The 20,082-nt window shown below is 73.5% G+C and carries 10 protein-coding genes; all 10 read left to right on the top strand.

The window, feature by feature from the left end; all coding sequences use genetic code 11:
- The first annotated feature begins 176 nt into the window (after positions 1-176).
- From eccD to ACQVFL_RS18625, 10 genes are read left to right on the top strand one after another with little or no spacing between them, the layout of a single operon-like run.
- The gene (eccD, locus tag ACQVFL_RS18670) at positions 177-1,574 is read left to right on the top strand and encodes a type VII secretion integral membrane protein EccD (protein WP_431727160.1); all 1,398 of its coding nucleotides are present in this window, start codon (positions 177-179) and stop codon (positions 1,572-1,574) included.
- A gap of 5 nt (positions 1,575-1,579) precedes the next feature.
- Positions 1,580-2,977 carry a type VII secretion protein EccB gene (gene eccB, locus ACQVFL_RS18665; protein ID WP_431727159.1) on the top strand — a complete coding sequence of 466 codons (1,398 nt, stop codon included), beginning with the start codon at positions 1,580-1,582 and terminating at the stop codon, positions 2,975-2,977.
- 58 nt (positions 2,978-3,035) lie between these two features.
- A complete protein-coding gene (locus ACQVFL_RS18660) occupies positions 3,036-3,335 on the top strand; it encodes a hypothetical protein (protein WP_396694401.1) in 300 nt (99 codons plus the stop codon).
- Positions 3,336-3,363: 28 nt separating this feature from the next.
- A complete protein-coding gene (locus ACQVFL_RS18655) occupies positions 3,364-3,660 on the top strand; it encodes a WXG100 family type VII secretion target (protein ID WP_387256962.1) in 297 nt (98 codons plus the stop codon).
- Positions 3,661-3,673: 13 nt separating this feature from the next.
- Positions 3,674-3,997: a hypothetical protein gene (locus ACQVFL_RS18650; RefSeq protein WP_131053792.1), complete on the top strand. Its 324-nt coding sequence runs from the start codon at positions 3,674-3,676 to the stop codon at positions 3,995-3,997.
- A gap of 45 nt (positions 3,998-4,042) precedes the next feature.
- The gene (locus ACQVFL_RS18645) at positions 4,043-6,385 is read left to right on the top strand and encodes a hypothetical protein (protein ID WP_431727158.1); all 2,343 of its coding nucleotides are present in this window, start codon (positions 4,043-4,045) and stop codon (positions 6,383-6,385) included.
- A gap of 15 nt (positions 6,386-6,400) precedes the next feature.
- Positions 6,401-6,871, top strand: coding sequence for a YbaB/EbfC family nucleoid-associated protein (locus tag ACQVFL_RS18640; RefSeq protein WP_396694405.1), 471 nt, complete (start codon positions 6,401-6,403; stop codon positions 6,869-6,871).
- Positions 6,868-7,203: a hypothetical protein gene (locus ACQVFL_RS18635; RefSeq protein ID WP_131053789.1), complete on the top strand. Its 336-nt coding sequence runs from the start codon at positions 6,868-6,870 to the stop codon at positions 7,201-7,203. Before ACQVFL_RS18640 ends, ACQVFL_RS18635 begins: the two co-directional genes overlap by 4 nt.
- Before the next feature lie 29 nt (positions 7,204-7,232).
- Complete coding sequence (locus ACQVFL_RS18630) at positions 7,233-19,049, top strand: toxin glutamine deamidase domain-containing protein (protein WP_431727157.1); 11,817 nt, start codon at positions 7,233-7,235, stop codon at positions 19,047-19,049.
- Positions 19,046-20,080 carry a hypothetical protein gene (locus ACQVFL_RS18625; protein WP_431727156.1) on the top strand — a complete coding sequence of 345 codons (1,035 nt, stop codon included), beginning with the start codon at positions 19,046-19,048 and terminating at the stop codon, positions 20,078-20,080. Before ACQVFL_RS18630 ends, ACQVFL_RS18625 begins: the two co-directional genes overlap by 4 nt.
- Positions 20,081-20,082: the final 2 nt, after the last annotated feature.

The raw sequence follows: 20,082 nt of genomic DNA, 5'->3' as shown, positions 1-20,082 counted from the left end.
GTTACGCCGCGCCGGTCGCCGGAACACCACTGTGGTCACGGTCCGCCCTCCTGTCCCCGCTGCGGGCCGCCCGACCGACCGCCCGCGCGCTCCTACTACGCACCGATCCGGGCGACGGGTCAGAAAAAATTCCGCACCTGCGTTGAACCGCCTCGGAGACGGCCCGTAGAGAGGGCATGACCATCGCCGTTGGTGAGCAGATGTGCCGACTGGTCGTCTGCGGACCGGACCGGCAGATCGAGCTGGCCGTACCCGCCCAGGTGCTGGTCGCCGACCTGCTGCCGGCGCTGCTGCACCACCTCGGGGAGGACCTGGCGGACACCGGGCTGCTGCACGGCGGCTGGGTGCTGCAGCGCCTCGGCGCACCACCGTTCGACGAGGACGGCACCGTCGCCTCCCTCGGTCTCCGCGACGGCGACACGGTGCACCTGCGCCCGCGCGCCGAACAGATCCCGCCGGTCGACTTCGACGACCTGATCGACGGCGTGGCCACCGGAGCCCGCGCCCGGTCCGGCCTGTGGCGACCGCAGATGGTGCGCTGGGCGGCGCTCGGCGCACTCGGTGTACTGCTCGGCACCGGCGTCGCCGTGCTGGCGGCAGCCGGCCCACCCGTACCCCGCCTGCTCTGCGCGGCCGGGCTCGCGCTGGGTTGCCTGGCCGCCGCGTTCGCGCTCACCCGCGCCGTCGGTGACCGGGCCGCCGGCACGGTGTTCCTGGTCGCCGCCGTCGCCCACGCCGGCCTCGCCGGACTGCTGGTGCCGGAGATCGGCCGCCCCGACGCCACCCTGACGGTGGACGGCCCACGGCTTGTCGTCGCGGCGACCGCCGTGTTCACCACCGCCGCCCTCGGCCGGATCCTGCTCGGCCGGGCCGGTCCACTCTTCGCGGCCGTCCTCACCGCGGCCCTGTTCACCGCCGCCGGCGCCGCACTCGCCGCGTTCGTCCCGATGAGCACCGTCCGGGCCGCCGCCGTCGTCGCGGTCGCCGCCACCATCGCCGGTACGGCCGTGCCCCTGCTCGCCTTCCGCCTCGCCGGACTGCACCTCGAACCGCTGCCCGTGCAGCCGGAGCATCTGCAGGACGGCATCGACCCCGAGCCGAGCGAACCGCTGCTGACCCGCACCGCCACCGCCGACCGCTACATGACCGCGCTGCACACCGGCCTGGCCGCCGTCACGCTCGGCGCCCTGACGCTGGTCGGCGCCGCCGACGGCTGGGCGGCACCGACCCTCGTCGTCCTCGTCGCCACCGTACGGCTGCTCGCCGCCCGCCCGATGACCAGCGCCTGGCACCGACTCGCACTGTGCGCACCGGCCGTGCTCGGACTGGCCACGGTGGTGCTGCACGTGAGTACCACCGGCACCGGCTGGCCGCGCCTACTGGTCCCGGTCGTGCTGGTGCCGATCGGCGCGGCCCTGCTGGTCACCACCGCCCGCACCCTGCCCGGTCGGCGGCTCATGCCGTACTGGGGACGCATCGGCGACCTGACCCACACCCTGGCGATGGTCGCGGTCTTCCCGGTCCTGCTCGCCGTCCTCGACGTCTACGCCTTCGCCCGGGCCCTGGGCGGCTGAGGGGCGTGCAGTCACGTCGGGACCAGGTGCAGGCCCAGTCGTATGTGCTGGGCCGACTCACCGGTGCGCTGGTGGCGGGGGAGCCGGAGACACCGGAGAACCCGCACCGTCGCATCCTGGTCGGCAGCCTCGCCGGACTGCTGGTCGCCGCCCTGGTCGTCGCCGGCTTCGCGGTCTACGGCTTCCTGCGCCCCGGCGGCGCCGACAGTTGGCGAGCGCCCCGACAACTCGTCGTCGAGAAGGAGACCGGCAGCCGGTACGTCCTCGTCGACGGCACGCTGCGCCCGGTGCTCAACTACACCTCCGCCCGGCTGATCTTCGGCGCCGTCCCCAAGGTCGTCTCGGTCTCCGGCCGCTCGCTGGCCGACGTGCCACGCGGTCGCCCGCTCGGCATCGTCGGCGCCCCCGACGCCCTGCCCGCACCCGGAGCGCTCGCCGGCACCGCCTGGCACGTCTGTGCGCAGGCAACCCGGGACGGCGCGGGCACCCCGGCCACCACGACCACCCTGGCGGTCGACCGGTCGGCGACCGACACCCCGCTTCCCGCCGAACAGGCGGTGGTCGCCCGCGTCGCGGCCGGTCCGACGTTCCTGGTCTGGCAGGGGCGCCGCTTCGCGTTGACCCGCGACTGGCTGAGCCGGGCCTTCGGCTACGACGGCGTACCCGTCCTGGTCGAGCCCGGCTGGTTGGAGCAACTGCCGGTCGGCCCGGACCTCGCACCGGTGCCCGTACCCGACCGGGGCCGACCGGGTCCCGAGGTGGACGGCCGCCCCACCCGGATCGGTCAACTCTTCGTGGTCCGCGTCGCCGGCCTGCCCGAACGTCACTACCTGCTGCACCGCGACGGGCTCAGCCAGCTCGGTCCACTGGCCCACGGCCTGGTGGAGAGCGACCCGGACACGGCCCGGGCGTACCGGCCCGCGCCGGTGGCGCCGACGGCGATGAGCCCCGCCGCGCTGGCCCGGCTGCCGGTCTCCGCCCAGCCGACCGTCCCCGCCGACCTGCCACCCACCCCGCCGACGCGGGCCGAACCCGGGCCGGGCCGGGTCTGGTGCGTGCGGCACACCGACGGCGGCGGCATCGGGGTGACGTCACGACCACCCCTGACCGCACCGGCCGCCCGCACCGTCGACGGCACCGGTGTCACCCGTACCGCCCGGACGGCCGGCGCGGTGTCGGTCGCCCCCGGGGTCGGCGGCCTGGTCCGGCTCGGTCGCCCCGGTCAGCTTCCCGGCACCGGCTACTTCCTGGTCACCGATGCCGGGATCAAGTACCCGCTGGCCGACCCGTCCGTCGCCGAGGTCCTCGGCTACCCCCTGGACGGCGCGGCGACGGTGACCAGAGGGCTGTTGGACCTGCTGCCGACCGGACCGTTGCTTGACCCCGAGCTGGCCCGCAAATGACCGGCACCGCGACCGCGACGGCCGGACGGACCGGACACCCGACACGAAGGAGAGCGAGATGCCCGCACAGAACGAAGTAGACGAACAGACCATCCGCCAACTGCTGTCGGCGTTCGAGGTGGCGATGGCCAACTGCAACGCCGCCGACGCCAGCGTCGACGCGGTCAACTCGTCGATGCAGTGGCACGGCGAGGCCCGCACCCTCTACGGACAGGAGCTGTCCAACTGGCGCGGCGGCCTCAACCAGGTCCGCAACGGCCTGGAGATGCTGCGGACCGCGATGAGCCAGTACCTCCAGGCGACCAGCAACGCCGAGCTGGAGACCTCCTCGCACTCCCGCTGGTACCAGGGCGACTGACCGCCCCCTGCGACGAAAGGAATCCCCGATGGCCACCTACGGACTCAACCCCGACGGACTGCTCGGCAGCGGCGAGGAGCTGCGCGGCGTCACCCGGTCGATCGACAACGCCCTCGACGAGCTGAACGCCGTCGTCAACCGGTTCATCACGATGAATCTCGGCGGTGCCGCCGAGTCGTACCGGGCGGCGCAGACCGTCTGGGAGGGCGGAATGACGACGATGAACAACTCGCTCGGCTCCGGTGCCGCCGCCATCGACCGGATCCGCGAGACGTACCAGGTCGCGGACGCACAGGGCGCGGCCCTGTTCCAGGGCAACCTCTGAACGGGGTACGCGAATGCCGATCCACGTCGACGACGGGATGCTCAACGACTTCGTCGCCGTCAACATGACCCTGGCCACGCAGGCGCCCGGCGCGGCGCAGGGACCGATCAACAACCTGGTCATCCGTCCCGGACACGAGAACTTCGTGGTCGGGCAGACCCTCGCCAACCTGATCCGCACCAACGGCTCCGCGATCCAGGCCCGGCTGGACGAGATCGGCACCCTGTCCGCCACCCGCGGGCAGCAGTTGCGGGCGTTCATGGCGCTCACCGACGGTGCCGAGACGCTCAACGAGATGTCGGCCGCCGAGTTCGGCAGCCGGCTGCCGGCCTTCTGACCACCCTCGGGCCCGGGCCCGACCTGCGACAACGGAAGGAGCAACATGACCCAGCCTGGTGACGCGTTCACCGGTAGCCGGTCCATGGAGTGGATGCCGGCGTTGCGGGACGTGCTCGGGTCCGAGGAACAGGCGGACCCGGGGGTCGCGGCCCGCAACACCTGGATCCAGCTCGACACCTCGTTCTGGCAGGTGACCGAGAACGGCAACCAGAGTCCGTGGAACCACTGGATGCCCGGTGACCAGGAGGGCTGGAACCGGATCACCCTCTATCGCAAACGCCGGCACGGCGGCCGGGACTCCCGGATGTACTTCCAGCTCATCCGGGGCTGGGTCACCTTCTTCGAAGGCGGCGACGACTCCCCGGCCAGCCATTCGCAGCGGACGGTGAACGCCAGCGGTCCGATCGTCTCCGGCATCCGCGCCAACCAGTTCCTGGACGCCCAGACCTTCTCCGACGCCGCCCACCTCTACTGGCAGGTGACGGACTGGCTGATGAACGGCGGCCAACCGGCCGTGCGGGCCGTGGTCGACCGGATCGACCAGGACCGGGCCGGCTTCGACGGTACGGCCGCCGACGCGTTCGTCTTCGCCATGGCCGACATGGCCCGGACCATGCTCTATCTCAAGGAGAACATCACCGAACAGGGCGACTGGGTCCAACTGCTCAACGACAACAGCACCGCGATCGGCACCTTCAAGACCGCGATGGAGAACGCCTGGAACGCGTTCGTCGCCTACCGCTACCACGACCCGAACTGGCTGGTGTGGGAGGTGCTGCGCGCCATGGAGCGCCAGGTCGACGAGCACGACGCGCGGACGAGCAGTGGGACCTGGACGGCCGGGCCCGAACAGCCGTGGACGTTCTCCTTCCCGGACCAGGGCCTCGGCACGTACGACCTGATGAGCAACGACGGCTGGAACCAACTGAACGACGCGATGAAGTCGACCTGGGTCAGCAACCTGGAGGCGTTGAACCTCGCCTCGGTCAACGCCACCCAGGCGCTCATCACCAGCTTCAACCTGACGATCCAGGCGATGCGAGGCGGGGTCTTCCCGCTGTACCGGGGCGTCTACTACTCGCCGCAGGACGACAACCCGTTCGGCAACGGTCCGAACAACCCGTTCGGCAACGGTCCGGGCGGGGGCGGCTCCGGCGGCTCCGACTTCGGCGGTGGGCCGGGCGGTGACGAGTTCGGCGCGAACATCGGCGGTGGCGGGAACGACGGCGGCTCCGGCGGCGCGGAGCTCGGTGGCGGTGGCTCGGGCGGCGCCGACTTCGGCGGTGGGCCGGGTGGTGAGGGCTTCGGCGGTGCGAACGTCGGCGGCGGTCCGGGGGGTTCCGGCTCCAGCGGATCCTTCGACCCGTCCGGCCTCGGCGCCGGGGGATCCGGCGGCGGGTCGGGCGGAGCGTTCGGCAGCGGTGGCGCGGGTGGGGGGTCCACCGGAGGGCCGTCCGCCGGTGGATTCGACCCGTCCGGTCTTGGTGGCGGCGGATCCAGCGGCACTGTCGGCCTCGATGGGCTGGGCGGTGGTACCGGCGGTGTCGGCGGTGGGATCGGCAGCGGCGGTACGGCCGGTTCCGGCTCCTTCCTGCCCGGCCTGGGCGGTGGTGTCGTGGGCGGCACGCCCGGTGGTGGGACGTCCGGTGGCGGTTCCCGATCCGGTTCCGGAGGTAGCGGCGGCCTGGGCGGCCTCACCCCGCCGTCCACGCCGAATCCGGCGGGTGGTGACTCGGGTGTCGTCGGCGGTCCGGGCCGTGACGGCTCGGCGTCGGGCGGCGTGTCGACCGGCGGCAGCGGCGGCCTGGGTGGCCTGACGCCGCCGTCCACGTCGTACCCCTCGGTCGTCGACCCGGGGGCGGTCGGCGGTGTGGGCTCCGGTGGCTTCGACTCCGGTGGCTCGTCGGCCGGCCCCAACGGCGGTGCCGTCATCGGTCCGATCGGCGAACCACCGCCCGGCTACGTGCCGGGCTCGGCCCTACCCGGCTTCGCCGGCGTGGCCGGCAGCGGCACCGGCGCGGTCACCAGTGGCGGGTTCATGGCCGGTGCACCGTTCGGACCCGCCGGGGCAGCCGGTGCCGCCGGCGCCGGGATACCCGGGACGGGCGGCATGGGCGGCTTCCCGATGATGCCGCCGATGGGTGGCCTGGGGCAGGGCGGCGGTCGCGACAACGACAAGGACCGCGAACGGACCACCTGGCTCGCCGAGGAGGAAGAGGTGTGGGGCACCGATCCCGACTGCGCCCCGGCCGTGATCGGTCGCGACGACCTCGACGAGGCGGACTCCGGTGAGGGTACGCGTCCCGGCCGGTCGAACGTGCCGTCGCGTGGCCCGGGATCGCCGTACGGCCCGACGCACCGGGACACCACCCGGCGTCGGAACTAGTGAGGAGGTAACGACATGCCCGGTCCCATGCAGGACCAGATCGAGCAGGCGTACGCCGAACTGGCCGCCAGCCAGGCGGCGATCGCCGACGTGCAGTCCCGTCTGGACGGCTCCGAGACGAGCGTGACGTCGAAGAACCGGGTCATCACGGTCACCGTGAACAGCCGTGGCGATCTCGTCGACATCCGGTTCCTGAGCCGGTCGTACCGCAGCATGCCGTCGGCCGAGCTGGCGACCCTGCTCGTCGACACCGTCGGAGCGGCCCGACAGCAGGCCCAGGCAGCCGTCGCCGCCGCCTTCGCCGCGGTCCTGCCGCCCGGGATGCCGGTCCTCGACATGATCAACGGAGAGGCCGACTTCGAGTCGATGATGCGCGACGCGATCCGGCTGGTGAACGACCCGTGGCCCGGCGCCGACCCGCCTCCGTCCCGGCCGACCGGGGCGGCGGCGGCAGACAGCGGTGACGGCACCGGGAGCCGACCGTGAGCGCCCCGCTGTCGGCGGACACGGACCGGCTGCGGCAGGAGGCGTTCGCCGCCTACTTCGCCCACATGCAGGCGGTCGTCGAGACGTTCGAGGGTGAGGTGGGTGCGAACACCCCGGTCGTGCTCAGCGTCCGCGGCGAGGTCGACGAGGCGGTCGCCGCCGACCTGGACCGCGAGTTGCCGCTGGCGAGGTACGTGCTGACCGGCCTGCGGGAGCTGGCGGTCGGCGATGGCAGCCGCGTGGCGGATCTGGCCGCGCTGCTGGCCAGGTACGAGGCGGAGAACGGGGACACGGCGACCGGCTGGTCCGGCAACGGTCCGGTGCGTACCTGACGGTGTCGGACCGGGGGAGGTGAGCGGAGATGGGGATCGAGGCGTCGGACGACCTCGCCGGTTTTCTCAAGTGGATCTCGGGGGAGGACTTCCCCGGGACCGACGAGGATCGCCTGTTCGGGCTCTCCCGGGCCTACAGCGGCGCGGCCGACGGGGTCGACTCCGCCCTTCCGCTCCTCGTCGACGCCGTCCGCTCCATCCGACGCGGTGTGTCCGGCCGGGCCGACGAGGCGTTCGTCGAGTCGATGCAGGGGTACCTCCGCAACCCCGGCTACCTCGCCGTCGCCGCCGACCAACTGCGTGACCTCGGCGCCAAGAGCCGCGCCTCGGGAACCCAGGTCCAGTACGTCAAGATGATGATCATCGGTGCGTTGATCCAGTTGATGATCGACTTCATCGTGGCCCTCGCCTTCTCGTTCTTCAACCCGGGCGCGGCCCTGAACTGGCTGGCGGCCCGGGTCGCCGTGTTCCGCTTCCTGGTCCGTACGCTGCTCGGCCGGCTGATCCAGATGGTCGCCGTCAACCAGGTGATCGGCATCGGCCTGCAGGTGCTGATGGACGCCATCGTCCAGCGGTTGCAACTGTCGATGGGCACCCGCGACCGTTGGGACGGCAAGCTGACCCGCGACGCCGCGGCGGTCGGCGCGCTCGGTGGCGCGGTCTCCACCTTCCTCGGTCCGGCGATCAACCTCCTGGCCCGGCGGCTCGGCGGCCCCGGTGCGCGAGCGCTGACCGACGCCGGTGCCGACTCGGTGCCTCCGCCCGGCACGACGTTCCGCCAGGCGCTGACCACACCCGAACCCAGGCCGACCGGGCGTCAGGCCACCGCCGACGCGGCCGGTGAGATGGCCTCCGAGGCCGCCGTCGAATACCTGACCGAGGGCCTCTACGGCGTGATGACCGGCCAGGGATGGAACGTCGGTGGTGCGGCGGCGGTCTCCGGCGCGGTGTCCGGCGCGGCCAGCGCCGCCGGCACGAACATCGGCGACGCGATCCGGCCGGGCCCCGACGGCGGCACCCGGGACACCGAGTCCGATGGGGACGCGCCCAGCCGCACGACGCCCACCCCGGATCCCACCTCGAAGTCCTCGCCTCCACCGCCCCCGGACGCCTCGTCGGCTCCCGACACCCCGCCGCCCCTCGACGTCCCCTCGTCGGCCGACACCCCGCCGCCCGGCCCGGACGGTGCCGGAGCACCCGCCGCATCCGACGGCACCGGCACACCCGTCGTGGTCGGTGTTCCCGGAGGGCCCTCCGACGGCAGATCCACCACCGCCGCCGGACCGGTCCCGGCCACCGCCCCCGGCACACCCGGGGGCCGGGATGTCGACCGGTCAGGATCATCGCCGTCGGACGGCACCGGGGCCGTCTCCGGACAGCAGGGTGACCCGTCGGGGCCGCGTCCGGCCGGCGGACCGTCAGCGGCGGGCGGACCGGTGGCAGCGGGTGCCGTCACCGGCAACGGTGTCGCGAGCCCTCCGACCACCATCGGCGGGAACGGCACCGCCGACCCGTCGAGCACCGGCGGAGCCCCGTCGAACGACGCCCGGCCATCGGCGGTCCCGGCGGCAGCCGTCACCACGTCGGGCGGGCCGTTCGTCACGCAACCGGCACCGTCTGCCGCGCCCGCGCCCCCGGCGACCCCCGCACCCTCGATGGGCGGCCAAGGGGCCGCGACCCCCACCCCGGTCACCGCACCCAACGCCGCCGCCACGCCCGCACCCAGCACCGGCACCTCCCCGGCGAGCACGCCCCCGAACGGCGGCGGATCGACCGCCGCCGCCACGAACGGCGGGCCGTCGCCCACACGCCCCGCCGCCCCCACGCCGGTGCCGGCGGCGGCGACCACGATCACCCCGGCCGGTACCACGGTCTCGTCCACCGGCCCGGCACCCACCGGCCCGGCACCCACCGGCCCGGCACCCACCGGCCCGGCACCCACCGGGTCATCCGGCACGCCGTCACCCGCTACGCCGTCACCCGCTACGCCGTCACCCGCTACGCCGTCGAACGGTCCGGTGCCGGTCCGGCCGGCGGCCGTGGCGGGCACGGTTGCCACCCCCGTACCGTCACCGGTGTCGTCGACCTCCACCGCCGCGCCGACGCCGGTGCCGTCCGCCTCGGCCACCACCGCCTCCGCGTCGCCGCCCACCGCCCCGCTCGCCGGCCGGCCGGGAGCCGTGCCCCCTGCGGCCACCACCGGGGCGAGCACCGGCACCGTCACGCCGAGCCTCAGCCCGGCCACCCCGCCCGCCCGCACCCCGACGGACACCGCCCCGCAAACGAACGGTGGACCGCGTGGGGACCTCCGAGCGCGGGACGCCGGGTCGGGAACCGAGGCGATGCCGCGAACCGATCCCCCACCGGACGCCACGGTCGTCCAGCGCGACTATCCGTGGCTTCCCGGGATCAACCCGCACCGGCATCGGAAGGGCGAGTTCGGCACCAACTGCGTACTCACCGCGATCGTTACCGACCTGGCGTTCACCGAGAGACTGCGACCCGGTGAACGCCTACAGTCGTCACCGTCCACGCTGGCGCCACTGGAGCATTTGACCCGCTACCGCGACCGGGCACCGGTGGCCGTGGCGGACTTCGCCGCCGTCACCCGAGTCATGCGGTCCGCGCCGCAGGGCTCCCGGGGCATCGTCGTCGTACACGTCACGGGTCGGGACTTCGCCCACGCGTTCAACGTGATCCACGACCACAACGGGGTGGTCTTCCTCGACGGCCAGAACGGTACGGTCGCCGACCTCACGATTCAGCCCGACACGGTGCTGTTCGTGCCGACCACGGACGGCCTACCGGTCGACGGCCCGGTCCGGGGTTTGGACGTGCCGATCGGCGGTCGCTCGTCGGACACCACCGGCGGACGGCTGGACGCGCCCGCCGGAACCGGTACGGACTCCGACGGCGACGCCGAGACGGCACTGCTCACCGTCGACCACCCGGAAGGGGAGGTTCCCGCGCCGGACCCGCTCGACGACGGCCTGGTGGCGGTCGGCTACCTGGCCGCCGGCTCACTGGGTGCCGCCGAGGTGGTCCGGGTGACCGGCCTCGCCGAGGTCGAGCAGGCCGCGCGAGACCTCGTCCGGCAGCGCGGCAGCCGGAAGGTCCGCGGCCTCGACGAGTTCCTCCGCCGGCTGCACAACGACGCCGACGGCAGCGGCGACCTGCACGGGCTCGTCGGTCGAGGGGAGCACGTCCCGGTCACCGTCGACGGTCGGCAGGTGGAACTGCGCGTCTCGGTGACGCTCGACGAGCTGCGCCGCACCCCTGACCAGGACCCGGACACCGTGCTGACCCGGATCGACCGGGCGGGTGCGGTCACCACCACGAGCGGCGTCACCAAGTCGAAGAGCGGTGGCGTCGACGCCTCGCTGACGGTGAGCCCGGCTGGCGCCGTCGAGCCCGGTATCGTCGGCGGTGGACTCAACCTGCACGCCACCCTCCGGCGGCTGACGCAGGCACTGTCCACGCTCCGGTCCCTGGTGACCCACCGGCAGGCCCGGCCGAGCAACGGCGCGGACCGGATCGCGGCGCGGGCGACGTACCGGTTGGAGCTGTGGGAACGCGCCGCCGACGGGACCAACCAGCAGGTCGGCCCGGCCCGGGAGGTACCCACCGAGGCGATCCTGAAGATTCCCCGGCACGCCCTGGTCGCCGACCGGAACGAACAGCGCGCCGAGGGACTCGGACCGTCGACCGTCCCCCGGGTACACCAGGTCGAGGCCGCAGTCGTACCCGAGCTGTGGCGACTGGCCGAGCGCACGCTGCCACCCGGGCTGTTCGCGGTCGGCTCGGCGAGCCGGGCCGAACTGTCCCGCCTGCTCAGCGCCCGCAACGTCGAGGCGGCACTGGAGGAGTTCACCGGCGGGCTGCGCATCCCGGCCCTGTGGAACGAGACGACCAACGAGGTCGCCGGGCCGTTCACCATCACGGCCGGCAGCGCCGAGCACACCCTCCGGTCCACCGCCACCGACGTGGTGTTGCGCGACAGCGCGCAACTGGTGGTCGCCAACGAGCACAGCGCGGCGGCCTCGTCGAGTTTCGGGGCGGCGCTCCAGGCCGGGTGGAACGGGCCGCGCGACGAGACGGGCGTACCGCTGACCGGGTCGGTCAGCGTCGGCGTCTCCGGCCGCCGGGAACAGGCGGCGCTGGGCGGCGGCAGCGGCGGACGCAAGCGGGCGGTCATCTACACCGGCGAGACCGAGTTACGCGACTACCCGGTCACCTGGAGAATCCAGGGTGCCGGGATCGACGAGGTCTCCACCGAACCCGACCACCTCTTCGTCCGGGCGGCGACCGACCTGCCGCCGGACCTGCCCACCGGCCAGGGCGCCCGCCTGCCGGACGACGCCCAGGTGATGACCGGACCGCTCGGCGACGGCGCGGTACGGGACGTGACCGGGCTCGCCGAGGTCCTCGCCGACATCGAGACCGTCCTGCGGGCGCACCCGGGCTTCGTCGTCGACGGACCGGCACCGGTGGACACCATCCGCACCCTGCGGGACCTGATGGAGCACCGCCGCAACGAGGAGTCACTGCGGACCGCCCTGAGCCAGCCGGCGGTACGCGCCATGGTGGACAGCCTCTTCGACACCGGGATCGTGGTGGAGCTGAAGCGGTACGGCTGGTACCGCAACGAGTACGTCCGGATCGTGCTGACCGCGACCCGGACCGCGGGACGCCGCACCGGCCAGTCCCAGTCGATCTCGATGCGGGAGACCGACATCGGTGGCGACCGCGCGCAGGCCCACACCTCGGTCAGTCGGGACTACCAGGCCGGCATCCGCTTCGGCTTCTTCGACCGCTGGCGCAAGCCGTCGTCGCGGGCGTTGGCCGCCGCCGGCGTCGGCTACCAGTACACCCGCAGCAACGGACGCAAGCTGGCGACCGGACAGCAGCTCGCCCAGGTGGAGATGTCGGTCAGCCCGACGCCGAAGGACGGCCGGACCACCGCCCGCGAGTACGAACTGGATCTCGACTTCCAGGTGGAGGTCTCCTCGTACACCCGCCCCCGGGCGCTGTACCGCACCGTCACCGGCGGCCTGCTGTCGCACCGCAGCGACCGGCGGTGGATCGAGCTGCCGGACGGGCAGCACCTGGACACCGGCCACCTGGAGTTCTCCGGCACCCCGCAGACCATCCGGCTTCGGCCCGGCCGGATGCGGATCTGGTTGTCCGAGTTGTGGGCCGACCGGATGGGGGTCGAGGAGCCGGCCCCCCGGCCGGACGGTGCCACGGACGACCGGGCAGTCCCGGTCCTTCACGACGTCACCGAAACCGCACCGCCGCCGCTGCCCTTCGCCGGCCTGCCGCTGCGCTTCCACACCGAGGGCGTCGGTCCGCTCGCCCCGATCCGGGACGCGGCGCTCGACCTGCTCGAAGGACTGCCGCACGGCGACGTGCTGACGTCCCCGGGGAGCGCGTCCCGTAGCCAGATCGACGCGTTCTTCACCCCCGAGTTCGCCAACGGGCGGACCCGTAACCTGATCAGTCCCGGCGAGACCTCGGGCACGCTGTTCGCCGGGGGAGTGTTCCGCGACGACCTCGGCTCGTTGCAGGTCGCGTTCGCGCCGACCGCCTTCCGCCCGGTCGACCCCGGCTCCTGGGAACTCGAGTCGTCGATGGCGGGCAGCTACCCGATCACCTCGGCGCAGGTGACCGGGGGAATGCACACCCTGCGGCTGTTCGGGCTGTTCGGGCACCGGGGCGACGGCGACTACGCCGGCAGCGCCGGCCTGCAACCCGGTGTGCAGTGGCACAACGACCTGCGGACCACGACGGCCACCGACACCGGTGGTGCCGAACGCAACGTCGTCCAGAGCGGCGCGTTCGTGTTCTACCGGGTCGACGGCGACTGGCACCTGACCGCACGGACCCGGTGGGCCGGCGCCTCCGACTTCCTCACCGGCCAGATCGGCGTCCGACACCAGCGGGTGTCCGTCGAGAACGGCCTGCTCATCGCCGTCGCCCTCCGCGACGTCCAGACCACCAACGCCTGGATCGAACAGCACAACGCCGACCCGGCCAACGCCGACCGGCAGATCCCGACTCTGCCGCTGCCGCCGGATCCGCCCACCCCACCGGCGACCATCCACCTGCCTCCGGCGACCGGTGCCCCGGCCTGGCGGATCCCGGACAACCTGACGCTGGACTCCGGCGACCTGGGCCGAGCCTGGGTGGACAACCTGGGCGGCCCGGACCTCTACCAGCAGATTCGGGACCGGCTCCGGGAGCAGGGCGTCGACCTGCTCCCGGACGAGCCGCTGCGGGATCCGCTCGGCAACGTCGGCCGGGCCAAGGCGATCTTCGGCCGGTTCGGCCTGGCCGCGTTCGTCGACAGCCTGCTCTCCAACGACCTACTGGTACGTCTCTACGACCGGCGACGCATGCGCCGGTTCGCCTTCGTGGCGCGGACGACCACCGGAGTCGACGTCCGGATCCGGGCCCGACTCACCCCGCCGCGCCTGGCAGAGATCATCTCCGACCCGACCGAGATCGAGTACTACACGAAGGCCAACCACACCGTCGCCGTGGACAGGTCGAGAGGCATCACCGTCGACGTCAGTGGGAGCTACGTCCCCGGGCGGGACACCAGTGGCAGCGACCCGGAGAACCCCCCCAAGCACCACGGCGGAGTGTTCGGCGCCGGCCCCGGTGCCCGCCTCGGACACCAGAGCGACGCGGACCGGTCCACCGCCACGGCAGCGGTCGACGAGCGCGTCGTCACCGGAACCGGACCACTGATCGAGTTCGAGAGCATCCTCGAACTGACCGTCACCACCTCGGACACGAACCGCAGCGCCCCGATCCGGGTACCGATCCGACTGCGGATCCCCGAGTCCGCCACCCGGGTCCGCGAACCCGTACCCGAAGCGCCGTCCGCAGACCGGCCCACCGGCGGACCACGGGCGCTGACCTCCGCACAGACCGAACCGAACGCCGTACGGCGGTGGCAGCGCGGCGGCACCCGCCTGCCGACCGAGGCGATGGTCACCTCCTTCCCCGCCGCGCGGGCGTCCGAGGACGCCGCCCGGATGGCGGTCGCCGCCCACGCGCGCACCTCGCGTCTCCAGCGGGCCATCGGCACCGACCCGCTGCGCAATCCACGGTCCATCGTCCCGGCAGCCGTTCACGACCAGGCCACCCCGGAATGGTCCAAGGCCCAGTACCCCCGGATCGCGAACGAGGGCGTCACGACCGGGCTGACCGGCCCCGGCATCGCGCCGCGCTACCGCGCGATCCTCGAACGGTACGCGCGCCTCGGCCCGCCGTCGCTGGCCCGGATCGTCACCGACGACCGGATGGAACGACCCAAACAGATATCGGTGGCGACCGTTACCCAGACGCAGTCCCGCAACCTCGCCGGCTTCGAGGTCGACCTCCGCACCGGGACCTCCGGCATCAACCCGGTCACCCGACACGACGCGCCGATGCCGGGCCAGCTCGGAGTCGGCTCGGGCAGCGCCGCCCGGTCCGGTACGACCGCCAACACCGGCTCGAACGTGAAGTACCGGGGTCGCACGATGGTCTTCACCTTCACAGTGCAGGAACGACACGTGGTCCGCGACCCGACGGACCCGCTCGGGGACCGGGCCGGCGCCGAGGTGACGCTGCCCGGCACGATCGAGGTGCAGGTACCCGAGGAGGTCGCCCGGGCCAACGGCTGGCTCGACGACACCGACCCGGCCCGCCGCCACGCCATCGACTCGACGGTGGCGGCCTGGGAGAACGCGTTGACGAGCCGGGCCGACTGGTTGCAGAGGGCAGCCGAGTGGCGTGCCGCCGAGGCCGAGCTACGCGACCTTCCCCCGGACGCGACAGACGGCCGACGCGACCAGGCCGAAGCGGAGGCCACTGCGGCCCGGATCGAGAGCCGGGCGGCCCAGGAGCGATACCTCCAGGCCAGAGCGGACGCCGAGGGGCTTGCCGACCGGCTGGCCGCGGGCCGCGCCCGACAACCGGCCGACGTCACCGCCCACCGCATCCCGGCGTTGCCGGAGAACGAAGCAGCCCGACGACGGTTCGAGCAGGCTCGTGGCCAGGCCCTGCACACCCTCGCCCTGACCACCGCCGAGGACCTGGCGACCGCCCTGGACCGCCACACCGCAGACTTCCGGACGGCGCTGCGCCGACCGCGCTCCGCCACCGTCGACCAACTGCGCCACCTGGCGACCGCCCGGGCGCACCGGGACCAGCTCGTTCAACTCGCCGACCAGGTGCGTCGCGGTGAGCTGACTCCGGAGGCGGTCGACGACGCGGGCCGGGAGCCAACCGGACGACCCGGTGTCGACCAGCGGCTGGTGCACCTGGCCGAGGCCGCCCGCGCACTGCTCGACCAGGTCACGGCGAACGCGCCCGCCGAGCCCGACCTGACCCCGGTGTTGCGGGCCCAGCGCCGAGTGCTGCGTCACCAGCTCCCACCACCCGGCGCAGGGCAGCGCGCCTGGTTCCAGACCAGGTCCGTGCGGATCCAGCACACCGTGGCCGGGCTCCAGCGAACCGCAGCCAGGCTCACGCACACCGCGGGTGGACTCCACCGCAAAGCCGCCGGGCGCGACCTGCACAAGGAGTTCCGCCGTCTGGTCGGACCCGGCGGTCGAGCCGGCGGCGACCACCTGCTGGCGCGAGCCGCCGCCCTCCTCGCCCTGGCCGAGGAGATCGAGGCCGCCTGGCACACCGGCACGACCGAAGCCGCCGCCCGGTACGCCTCCGAGTTCACCGACCGGCCCCTGTCGCCTGCACCCCCGCCCGGTCTGCCACCGGTCGACCGGGCCACCGTCGACCGGCGACTCGCGGCACTCGACCCCGACACACTGGTCCCACTGCGACACCGGGTGGACGCCATCGTCGCCGCCCGCAGCGCCGGTACGCCGCAATCGGCCGCCGCCCTGCTCGACCACGCTTACCGGGTCACCGCCGCGCTGCTCGACGGCACCGATCCGCACGTCGTCGCCCGCCGGCTGGCCCACACCCGGGCTCCGTCGACCGACACCGACCCCCCGACGCACCCGGTCGAGCACAGCCGTCGACGGACCGCCCGTCCCGCCGGAGACCGTCGCAGAGGTGCGACCAGGAGCGAGTCGCGCCGCACCGACGCCCCGGCCACCCGGGACCGGCTCCGTGCCGACCTGCTCGGAGGGCTGTCCCAGGAACGCCGCAACGACCTCGACGACAGGATCCGGCTGCTCGGGCTCGACGACGGGCAGCCGGTGATGCTGCTCTGGGTACGCCGCCCCGCACCGGAACCGGGCACGTACCCCGAACCCGACCTGCCGGACGTCCTCCTGGAGCAACTCGCGGGGGAGCACCAGACCCGACACCCGACCGGACGGGTCCTGCTGATCGGCGACGACCCCGGCCCTGCCCTGCGGAACCGCCGTCCCGACCTGTTCACCGACCCTCACCTGACCGGCGCACCGCCGACGGCCGACCCGAACGCCGACGACCGTGCCGACCAGGCGTACCTCCTGGACCGGCTCCGACAGGACGGCCACCGGCCACTGCTCTCGGTCGACGTGTCGGGCGACACCGCCGACCTGTCCGCGCTGCTCGGCATCGACACCGTGCACCTCGAACGAGGCGCGTCGCGAGGCGACCCCACCGATCGGGTCGCCCACTCCGGTGGTGCGCCGGACGGTCCGGTCCCGCAGCGGGACGCATCGGTGTCGACATGGCGTCGGCAGCGGTTCGAGGCCCCGACCGAGTGGCTCGTCCACCACGCCCGACTCGCCCACATCGTCGATCAGCTCCCCGCCGACGCCACCGTTGCGCAACGACGGACACACCTGCGCGAACTGTGGGAGGCGGTCGACGACTGGCGGCAGACGGTGACGGAGCAGGAGGTCCGGCTCACCGCCTCGGCCGACGACGCGCCCGACTGGATCGGCCGAGGCGAGGCCCTGGCCGAATCGCTGCTGGCCGCCTACGTCGCCCTCGACCCGGAGGCCGTCCCCGCGCATCTGCCCGACCCGCTGGTCGGTCCGGTCCTGGACCATCGGATCGCGGCCGCCCACGCCCTGATCGTCGAGCTGGACCCGACCCGGTATCTGCGACTGACGCCGGGAGAACTGGACCGGATCTTCGCACCGCCCGAGGGGACGCGGCGAGCCGGACACGAGGGCCCTCCCGACCGGTCCGGTCGCGACGAGACCACGCGGACCGACGGCACCGACCAGGACGACGAGGACACGCACGGGGTGCCGCTCGGCTGGCAGGCGCGGCAGGAACGGGGTCTCCTCATCGTCGAGACCGACGGCCTGCGCAGCGTCGACCGGGACGGCGGGTCCCCCCGCCCACCTGGACCACCGCCACCCGGACACGGTCCGACCGACGGGGACGGTCCGACCGACGGCCGGCCAGAGGGTGCGGACCTCGATCAGGACCGCGACCCGGCAGCGGCGAAGGACGACGCCCACACCGGTGGGTCGCCGCACCAGCGGTCCCGGCAGGACACCGGCGGTCACCAGCGACACGCCAACGCCCCGGCGGACCGATCCGCCGGCAGCCGGCCCGAGGTCGGGCAGACCATCGCCGACGCGCGGCGGCTGCTGACCGTCGCACAGACCCGACAGATGGTCGACGGCCTGCGCGACCACATCGACCGCATGCTGTCCCGCGTGCCGCACGACAGCCCGGACCACGCCGAGCTGCGCCGGTTGCACGAACGCACCCGGGCCTGGCGTCCGGTCGGAATCCCGATCGACGTGCCCGGTGCCGGGCGGCTGCGGCTGCGTGACGTTCCCGACGACCGCGACTGTCTGTTCTGGGCGGTGCTCGAAGCGAGCCGTCGGCAACGTGTGCCGCTGCCCGGCGACCCGGCCGGCCCGGCGGAACTCCGCGCCCGTGCCGCCGACCTGATGGCGCAACAGCCGGCGAGGTTCGAGCCACATCTCGGTCGTACCGCCGGCCGGATCATCGCCGACCAGCTCCATCATCAGCACGCCGACACCCGACTCACCCCCGGCTGGGAGTACGTGCCGCCCACCGCCGAGACCCGGGAGTCCTGGCGTGCCGAGGCGGAGCTCGACGAACTACGGCGTCGGGCCAGGGCACACGACGTGGTCGGCGTGGACGACCTCACCCGGGAGGACCTGCGCGCCCTGCTGACCGCCGAGGACCCGACCACCGCTCGGACCCTCGCCGACCACGTTCGCACCGCCGTCGCCGAGCGGGAGCAACGGCAGCCGAGGGTGCAGTGGCTCCGGGAGGTCGCCGACCGGATCGACCGTGGTGACCGCAACGTCCTCGGGATGCTGGCCGTCCACTTCACCGGCCGCGACGAGGCCGGCAACGCCGAGGTGGTCAGGCTGGTCCTCGACACCGTCGAACGGCACGGTCGGACACCCAGCGGTGTGGAACTGCTGGAGGCCGCGATGCGGCAGCGCGACCTGTGGAACTCGGCGATCGGCGACGACCTGCCGACGGCCCTGGCCGTGGCCCTCGACCTCAACATCGTCGTGGTCCCCATCGACCGGGACCGCGACCGCGTGCCGTTCGTGGCCGGGGTTCCCCTGCCACTGCGGTCCGAGGCGCACCACGCCCTCTACCTCGCCCGCAGCTTCAACCACTTCCAGTCCCTCGAACCGACCGACGGCACCGCATCGGCGAGCACCGTCCGGTGGCACCGCTCCGATCTCAGTCCGACCGCACTGCGCCAGGCCGTCGACGCCGTCATCATGCGGTACGACCTGCCCCCACCGGTCGACCCGACGTTTCTCGACGGGCTGCGCACCCGGGTCCAGGAGGCCCTGGTCCACGGTGACGACCCGGTGGCCGCCGCCGACCGGTTCGCCGCCGTCCACGGCCACCTCCCCACGACCTTCCAGGCGGGACCATGACCGAGCAGCCCTCTCTCGCGCTGCACCACCTGCTGCTCCGCCTCGACGGGCACTTCCCCGACGACCTGGTCAGCGAGGCCCGCGCCTGGCTGGCCGAGGGCCTGGTGCGCGACGTGGCCGAAGCGGTCGTGTTCACCGCGCTGACCGGTGACGTCCCGCTGAGCGCCGCGGACGTCGTCGTACTCTCCGAAACGCTGTCGTCGGCCGGGGCCGACACCGCCGCCCTCGCCGAGGTCCGCCGCACCGACGCCTCGCCACCGCCCGCGCACGGGCTGGCTCCTGCCGATCCGACGGCGCTGGCCGAGGAGCGGTTGCCGGCCATCCTCGACCTCACCAGCGGGTACGCCGGCCCTGGTGCACCGGACCCGGTGGACACCACGATCGTCGCCGCGATGCCGGCGCTGACCGGCACCCAGGCGCTGTGGCGGTCGTGGCGCTACCCGACCGACGGCACTCCACCCCGACGCGTCTACCTCGTGCACCGACCCGACGGGCCGTTGCCGACGGCCGCCGCGCGGTTGCAGGCCGTGCTCCGCGAGGCGGGGGAGAGCACACCACTGGTGCAGGTCTTCGACGACGAGACGGCCCTGCCCGCGCAGCATCGGATCGCCCTGGGCTGTGCGGCGCTGCTGTGGACACCCCGGCCACCCGCCCCGGTCCGGTTCGCCGAGTCGCCCGGCTGCGCCCCCGACCAGCCCCGCCTCGACGGGCCGGACCGCGATCGGGTGCTGACCCGTCTCGCGTACGGCGTGCCGCTGCTGACCACCGCGACGTTCCTGGACGACGCCCTGGACCGCACCCGGATCGGGGCCGTACCCACGGACCTGCGCACCGACGGGGAGTGGATCTGGAGCGACATGGTCACCTACTACCTCGACCGGCACCGGCTCGCACCCGGGCCCACCTTCCTGGCCCACCTGCGCGCCTGTGGCCCGCACCCACCCCAGGTCGGACCCGCCGCACTGCACCGTGCCCGGGCCGCGCTGTGGGCGACGACCACAGGTCGACGGGAAACTGCGCGCCGACCGTGAAC

The organism is Verrucosispora sp. TAA-831 (genome assembly GCF_050780145.1).
Classification (GTDB): Bacteria; Actinomycetota; Actinomycetes; order Mycobacteriales; family Micromonosporaceae; genus Micromonospora.
This window is presented reverse-complemented; position numbering and strand designations above follow the sequence as displayed.